This window comes from Collinsella aerofaciens (assembly GCF_015554145.1).
Taxonomy (GTDB): domain Bacteria; phylum Actinomycetota; class Coriobacteriia; order Coriobacteriales; family Coriobacteriaceae; genus Collinsella; species Collinsella aerofaciens_AA.
Genome location: NZ_JADNHZ010000018.1, coordinates 49,515 through 56,856 on the forward strand (window position 1 = coordinate 49,515; position 7,342 = coordinate 56,856).

Sequence of the window (7,342 nt, forward strand, 5' to 3'; positions counted from 1 at the left end):
CGTGCGTGCGTTTGCTCGACAAATGACAGAGCGCATGAAGGCGGTGGCGGCAGCAGGTGCCGTTGCCGCCTTTTGGCTTGCCGTGTGGGTGCTGGTGGCGGGTCTTGTGGCACAGCCGCTGATTTTGCCGGGGCCGGGCGCTGTCGTGGTATCGCTGCTGCGCCTGGCGTGCGATGGCGGTACCTGGGCGATTTTGGTGGGCTCGGGCGCGCGGATACTGGGCGGGCTGGCGCTTGCCGCGGTGTGCGGCGGCGTGCTGGCGGGAGCCTCGGTGCGGTCGCGGACGTTTGCCCGCCTGGTGGCACCGGCGCTGTCGTTTGTAAAGGCGACGCCGGTCGCCTGCGTGGTGGTCCTGTTGCTTATCTGGCTGGGATCGGCGCGCGTGAGCATCGCGGCGGTTTTTTTGATGGCGCTGCCGGGCGTATATTTCTCACTGGTCGAGGGCTTGGCGCAGGTTGATAAGCCGCTGGAGCAGATGCTCCGCCTGCATGGCGTGCGGGGCTGGCGACTGTTTTGCGCCCACACCTGGCGTGAGGTGCTGCCGTTTGTGCTTTCGTGCGCGAAGGCGGTCATCGGCATGAGCTGGAAGGCCGGTGTAGCGGCGGAGCTCATCGGCATGGCGACGGGCACCGTGGGTGAGCGCATCTATCAGGCAAAGCTTTTGATTGAGACGGCAGATCTGCTGGCGTGGACCGTGTTGGTCGTGGCGGCATCGTGGACATGTGAGCGCGTGCTAGTGTGGCTGCTGCGGGTTTCGGGGCCCGTGGCGTGGCGCGCGGCCGTGCGGGCGCATGGGCATGGATTGCGTGGGCGTGCGGGGGCTGCGAGCGATGGCACTTCAGCGGAGCTTGCGCTTGCTGTGGGCGATCGTGCGCCCTGGGCGCCGGCGCTCGACGGACTGGTACTTCATGTGTCTGCCGGTGGGCGCGCCTGCGTGATGGGCGCCTCGGGCGTGGGCAAGTCGACGCTGCTTGCCCTGGCGGCGGGGGAATGCGCACCGTGCTCCATGGTGTTTCAGGATGCGCGCTTGGTCGAGGACGCCTCGGCGCTGGGTAACGTGCTTGTGTGCGCCGATGCACGCGTGGATGCCTCGAGTGCCGCTGCCTTGTTGCGCCTGCTGGTGCCGGGGATCGACGTGCATGCGTGCGTGGCCGAGCTCTCGGGCGGGCAGCGCCGTCGCGTCGAGATCGCTCGCACCCTGCTGTGCCCGGGCGGCGCGGTGATTCTTGACGAGCCCTTTACCGGTTTAGATACCGCTGCGCGCGACGCATGCGCCGAGGTCGTGCTCGACTTGCTCGACGGCCGTATGCTGCTGCTTGCCTCGCACGATGTCGCCGACGCTCAGGCCCTCGATACCTCGGACATCATCACGCTCTAAATACTAACTCAGCAACAAAATGATTCGTTTTCCTCTGCTCCCATGGGGTCGGGTGTGGTATTCTATCAGCGGGGTAATACTTAGGAATACCAAGTAATACCAATGCCGCAAAACAAACTCCAGATGCGGGCCAATCGGGTTGCCTTCACAGCCCGTCGCCCAGCCGCGTGGCCCGCATCTATCCGCACCACCGTCGTTTCAAAAAGGAAGCGCCATGGCAGAACACATGACCCCGGTTGTCGCGAAGGTCTTGCCCGAGGAAAAGGCGGCCTTCGCGGCGGCAACCCAGCTCGTGGGCACCACGCCGTCCAACGCCATCCGCATGTTCATCGCTGCGTTCAATCGCTGCGGCACCTTCCCGTTCGACATTTCGCCCAACGGGGCTTTTGGCACTGCGCCCGATTCTCATCAACAATGACTGTCCCAAACTGCCGGGTTTTGAGGAGGTTGGCATGCTCAATGCGCTGGTTTGGGCGCTTGCCTGTTTTGGTGTCGTCGCTGCCGATATTGCCCTGAGCATTGTTTTGTTCTCCGCGCTGGACATCGTGTCGGCACTGACGGGTTTCCCGATCGACAATCTCGATATTCAATGGTTTCAGGCCGCCGCTCAGACGGCGTCGTTTTTGATGGCGCTGCTGTGGTGGCGCTATCTGTGGCCCCGCTCCTTCATGGCGCGCCGGCAAGGTGAACGCCCGCTCGGCGGGGGAGCAAATACTGCATGGAAGCGCATCGCATACGTTGTCGTGATCGGCCTATCCATGCAGGTGGTCATTAGCTACCTATGCGACGGCGTGCTGTCGCTGCTGCCCGAGGTTGCGGCGGACTATAGCGAGCTCGTCGAGGAAACAGGCTTGGGCGATACCAACCTTCTTGCCGTCCTGACCACGGTGCTCGGCGCCCCATTTTGTGAAGAGCTGCTGGTGCGCGGCATTATTTTTGAGTTTTCGCTCCGAGCGTTTAATCCGCAGTGCCGCCCACTTTGGAAGTGCCGGCGTCGTGTGAGCGCGCAGAGTGGCGCCATGGTGCCCTGGGCGGCCCCAAGCACGTGGGGTATCGCCGCGGCGATTGTGCTGCAGGCGGCGATCTTCGGTTTTATGCACATGAATTGGGTACAGGGTTGCTACGCGGGTGCCGCCGGCCTCATCTTTGGTTGGGTGCTCGTGACGACCGGAAAGCTCCGCTACACGATCCTGCTGCACTTTGCCTTTAATGCCGGGTCGTATTTCATGACGTTGCTCTGGTTTGTGAACACACCGCTCGACGTGATAATCACGGTCACCATAGCTGGCATAATCCTCGTGGAGACGATGCGCTCACTGCGCCACGCATGCGAGACGGGCATAGCGACAGCACCGCTGCCCTAGTTGCGGCGTCCGCCTCCGTTGGCACCCTGACGCCCCTGAGCTGCACGGTTGCGCCCGGCAGTGTTTTGCGCGCGCGACATGCCGCCGTGCCCCTTGCTGCCTTTGGGTCCCTTGCCGCCAGCACCACCGTGCGGCTTGCCGCCCTTCTTGCCGGTGCCATGCCCACCGCCAGCAGATGTCTCGCCCGGGCGCGGCGGCACGGGGCGGATTAGACAGTGTTTGGTGTAGCCGATCAGGTCACGACGGCCGGCTTTTTCCAGCGCCTCGCGTACGAGCTTGTAGTTCTCGGGCTTGCGATACTGGATGAGCGCGCGTTGCATGGCCTTCTCGTGCGGGTCGCGTGCCACGTAGATCGGCTGCATGGTGCGTGGGTCCACGCCGGTGTAGTACATGCAGGTCGACATGGTGGACGGGGTGGGGTAGAAGTCCTGCACCTGCTCGGGCATATAACCCATGTCGCGTACGGCCTCGGCCAGGTCCACGGCTTCCTTCATCGTCGAGCCAGGATGGCTCGAGATCAGATACGGCACCACGTACTGCTTGAGTCCGTATTCGCGGTTCAAGCGTTCAAATTTGCGGCAGAACGCGTCGTAGACGGCTCGGCTCGGCTTGCCCATTACGGAGAGCACCGCGTCGCTCACATGTTCGGGCGCTACGCGCAGCTGGCCCGAGACATGGTGCTCCAGCAGCTCGCGCAAAAACTCGTCCGAGGCGTCGGCCATGGTGTAGTCAAAGCGGATGCCGCTGCGGACGAAGACCTTCTTGACGCCCGGCAGCTGGCGCAGATCGCGCAGCAACTGTGTGTAGCCGCTCTCGTCGACCACCATGTTCTTGCACACACTCGGCCACAGGCAGCGCTTGTTCTTGCACACGCCATGCTTGAGCTGTTTGTCGCAGGCAGGGCGGCTAAAGTTTGCCGTCGGTCCACCCACGTCGTTGATGTAGCCCTTAAACTCGGGATCGCGCGTGAGCAGCTCGGCCTCGCGCATGATCGAATCGTGGCTGCGCATCTGTAGCACGCGGCCCTGGTGGAAGGTGAGCGCGCAAAACGAGCACTCGCCAAAACAGCCGCGGTTGGAGCTAATGGAAAACTTGATCTCGGCAAAGGCCGGCACGCCGCCTGCCGCGTCGTAGTCGGGATGCCAATCGCGTGCGTAGGGGAGCTCGGCCACCTCGTCCATCTCATCGGTGGTGAGCGTCGCCGACGGCGGGTTCTGCACCACATAGACGCTGTTGGGGTAGGGCTCTACCAGACGATGCCCGGTGATGGGGTCCATGTTCTGCTGCTGCACATTAAAGCTGCGCGCGTAGTTGAGCTTGTCAGCGGCAAGGTCGTCCCAGCTGGGCAGCAGGTCGTAGTCGTAGACCTCGTCGAGCGAACCCGTGCGGTAGACGGTACCGTTGATATAGGTGATCTGGTCGACGGGCAGTCCCGCGTCGAGCGCGTCGGCGATCTCGACGATCGCATGCTCGCCCATGCCGTAGATGAGGATGTCGGCGCCCGAGTCGAGCAGTACCGAGCGCTTGAGCTTGTCCTGCCAGTAGTCGTAGTGGGCCAGGCGGCGCAGGCTTGCCTCGATGCCGCCGATGATGATGGGAGCGTCCTTGAACGTCTGGCGGATGAGGTTGCCGTAGACCGTGACGGCTCGGTTGGGACGGCGCCCCTCCTCGCCGCCGGGGGTATAGGCATCGGTGTGGCGGCGGTGCTTGGTCACCGAATAGTGGTTGACCATGGAGTCCATGTTGCCGGCGCTGACGAGAAAGCCCAGGCGAGGCTCGCCGAGCACCGTGATGCTGGCGGGGTCGGTCCAGTCGGGCTGGCAGATGATACCCACCTTGTAGCCATGCGCATCGAGCACGCGGCTGATGATGGCCATGCCAAAGCTCGGATGGTCCACGTAGGCATCGCCGCAGATGTAGACAAAGTCGCACTGGTCCCAGCCACGCGCATCCATGTCGGCGCGGCCGACGGGGAGGAACTTGTCGCGGCCCGGTCGCCAGGGGCGGGCGAGCGCTGCCGGGGCATGCGCGGGGCGCGAGCCCTGGGCCTTGCCGCCACGCTTTTGCTGCTGGCCCTGTTTGCCCTGCTGACTGCGCTGGTTGTTCTGAGCGTGCTGAGGCTTTTTTGCCACGATCCCTCCCGGTGTTTGTATGCTGCACGTAATTGTAACCAGTCTTTTTGGGACGGGGCTAAAAAGACTGGTGGAGTACATGAGCTGGCGGATCGGCGTGTCGATGCGGGTGTCGGCGCCGCGCCCGCCGTTTGTTTCCAGACTGTGTATCCGCGTGTTGGGGAACTCGTCTCGCGCGCACGCCATGTTGTCAATGGGTTACAGTATGAACGGCGGCTATGTTTCCGCCAACGCACGAGAGAGTTGTCAACAAGGAGGATGCACGACGATGCAGCGTGCCAAACAGATATCGGAGTCTATTGAGCTGGGCATCATCTTGGCGCTCGCCGGTGGCTTTATGGACGTTTATTCGTACATTGGGCGCGATCATGTTTTCGCTAACGCGCAGACGGGCAACATACTGCTGGTGGGTGTGAGCATCTCGGAGGGCAATTGGGCACTTGCGGGGCGTTACTTCTTCCCTGTGGTTTCGTTTGCTGTGGGCATTATGCTTGCCGACCTGGTTCACGAGCGGTTTGGCAGTGTGATTCACTGGCGTCAGGTGACGGTGTTCTTTGAAGCCGTCATCTTGTTGGGCGTGAGTTTTATTCCCGGTGGCGATTTCAACCTGCTCGCCAACTGCCTCACTTCGTTTGCCTGCGGTATGCAAGTCGAGAGCTTCCGCAAGATCCACGGTCACGGCATCGCCACGACCATGTGCATCGGCAACTTGCGCAACGCGCTGCAAAACGTGGATGATTACATCATCACCCACAAGCGCGGCTTTTTGGAAAACGGCCTGCTGTACTTTGGCGTGATCTTTACCTTTGTGTTTGGCGCCGTGCTGGGCAACTGGTGTATTGAGCGCATGGGGCTGCACTCCATTGCGGTGGCGAGCGTGCTGCTGTTTATCGCGTTTGCCATCATGTTCATCGACCGCGAGCGCGACTTGCGTTTTCGCTGGAAGGTTGCGGCCGAGGCTTGGAAAGAGGGCTGTCGAAAGTAGAGGAATGCGGCAGAGGGGTTGTCCCTTTGCCGCATTATTTTTCATCATATGTTGAAACGCTTTAACACTTTTGATGTTCTCGCGTGTTTTTTGTTTCAAAAGCGTTAGGATGGGACTCATAGCGCGGGGCGTAATGGGTGCCCCGCACACGATAGGAGGCTATCAATGGCTAATCGTTTCGTTCTCAACACCATCTCTTATCATGGTTCCGGCGCCATCAAGGAGATCCCCGGCGAGCTCCAGCGTCGCGGCTACAAGAAGATCTTCGTCTGCTCCGACCCCGACCTGGTCAAGTTTGGCGTTACCGCTAAGGTGACCGACGAGCTTGACGCCGCTGGCATCGCTTGGAGCCTCTACTCCGAGATTAAGCCCAACCCCACCATCCAGAACGTCAAGGACGGCGTCGAGGCCTTCAAGGCCGCCGAGGCTGACGCTATCGTGACCATCGGTGGCGGCTCCTCCATGGACACCGCCAAGGCTATCGGCATCATCATCAACAACCCCGAGTTTGCCGATGTCCGCAGCCTCGAGGGCGTTGCTCCCACTAAGAACCACGCCGTGTTTACCATCGCTGTGCCGACGACCGCCGGTACCGCTGCCGAGGTGACCATCAACTACGTCATCACCGACCCCGAGAAGGTCCGCAAGTTCGTGTGCGTCGACACCAACGACGCCCCCGAGGTCGCCGTCGTCGACCCCGACATGATGGCTTCCATGCCCGCCGGCCTGACCGCCTCCACCGGCATGGACGCTCTAACCCACGCCATCGAGGGCTACACCACCAAGGGCGCTTGGGAGCTCTCCGACATGTTCCACTTTGAGGCTATTAAGCTGATCAGCGAGAACCTGCGCGACTCCGTCGCCGAGGCCAAGTCCGGCCAGCCCGGCTCCGGCCGCGAGGGCATGGCTCTTGGCCAGTATGTCGCCGGCATGGGCTTCTCCAATGTCGGCCTGGGCATCGACCACGCCATGGCTCACACCCTGTCCGCTCACTACGACACCCCGCACGGCGTCGCTTGCGCCATGCTGCTGCCGATCGCCATGGAGTTCAACAAGCCGGTTTGCGCCGAGCGTCTGGCCAAGGTTGCCGTCGCCATGGGCGTTGACACCACGGGCATGAGCACCGACGAGGCCGCCGACGCCGCCATCGCCGCCGTCAAGCAGCTCTCCGCCGACGTGAACATCCCGCACGTCTGCGAGGCCATGAAGGCCGACGAGATCGAGGTCCTGGCCAAGGACGCCATGGCTGACGCCTGCTTCCCGGGCAACCCGCGCGAGGCGACGCTCGACGACGTCATCGAGCTCTTCAAGGAGATTTGCCCGGCTGAGTAAATTACTCCCGTCGGCGGTCCCGGGCTTCCCTCCGGGCGCGTCCTCGGACATGTAAAAGGCCCCGCTGCGCGCGTTGAACTGCCTCCCATTTCTTGGACATGAGAAATGGGAGGCTTTCTTTATGCGCGTTGATTTGAGAGTGAAGCATGAT

At 62.2% G+C, this 7,342-nt stretch carries 6 protein-coding genes; 5 read left to right on the forward strand and 1 reads right to left on the reverse strand.

Annotation, left to right across the window (positions count from 1 at the left end; all coding sequences use genetic code 11):
- Window position 1: 1 nt before the first annotated feature.
- The 3 genes from I2E13_RS07980 to I2E13_RS07990 all read left to right on the forward strand — a co-directional run bounded on the left by I2E13_RS07980 (window position 2) and on the right by I2E13_RS07990 (window position 2,742).
- Window positions 2-1,378 carry an ATP-binding cassette domain-containing protein gene (locus tag I2E13_RS07980; protein ID WP_195404753.1) on the forward strand — a complete coding sequence of 459 codons (1,377 nt, stop codon included), beginning with the start codon at window positions 2-4 and terminating at the stop codon, window positions 1,376-1,378.
- 214 nt (window positions 1,379-1,592) lie between these two features.
- Window positions 1,593-1,796: a type II toxin-antitoxin system RelB/DinJ family antitoxin gene (locus tag I2E13_RS07985; protein ID WP_117734431.1), complete on the forward strand. Its 204-nt coding sequence runs from the start codon at window positions 1,593-1,595 to the stop codon at window positions 1,794-1,796.
- Between the two features lie 34 nt (window positions 1,797-1,830).
- The gene (locus I2E13_RS07990) at window positions 1,831-2,742 is read left to right on the forward strand and encodes a CPBP family intramembrane glutamic endopeptidase (RefSeq protein ID WP_195404754.1); all 912 of its coding nucleotides are present in this window, start codon (window positions 1,831-1,833) and stop codon (window positions 2,740-2,742) included.
- Here the strand turns inward: I2E13_RS07990 and I2E13_RS07995 are convergent.
- Complete coding sequence (locus tag I2E13_RS07995) at window positions 2,739-4,874, reverse strand: YgiQ family radical SAM protein (protein ID WP_271817626.1); 2,136 nt, start codon at window positions 4,872-4,874, stop codon at window positions 2,739-2,741. The genes I2E13_RS07990 and I2E13_RS07995 overlap by 4 nt on opposite strands.
- A gap of 268 nt (window positions 4,875-5,142) precedes the next feature.
- Here I2E13_RS07995 and I2E13_RS08000 point away from each other — a divergent pair, with 268 nt between their 5' ends.
- Window positions 5,143-5,859, forward strand: coding sequence for a YoaK family protein (locus tag I2E13_RS08000; protein ID WP_195404756.1), 717 nt, complete (start codon window positions 5,143-5,145; stop codon window positions 5,857-5,859).
- Window positions 5,860-6,024: 165 nt separating this feature from the next.
- Window positions 6,025-7,191 (forward strand): lactaldehyde reductase, encoded by a 1,167-nt coding sequence (fucO, locus tag I2E13_RS08005; protein ID WP_195404757.1) that lies wholly within the window; start codon window positions 6,025-6,027, stop codon window positions 7,189-7,191.
- Window positions 7,192-7,342: the final 151 nt, after the last annotated feature.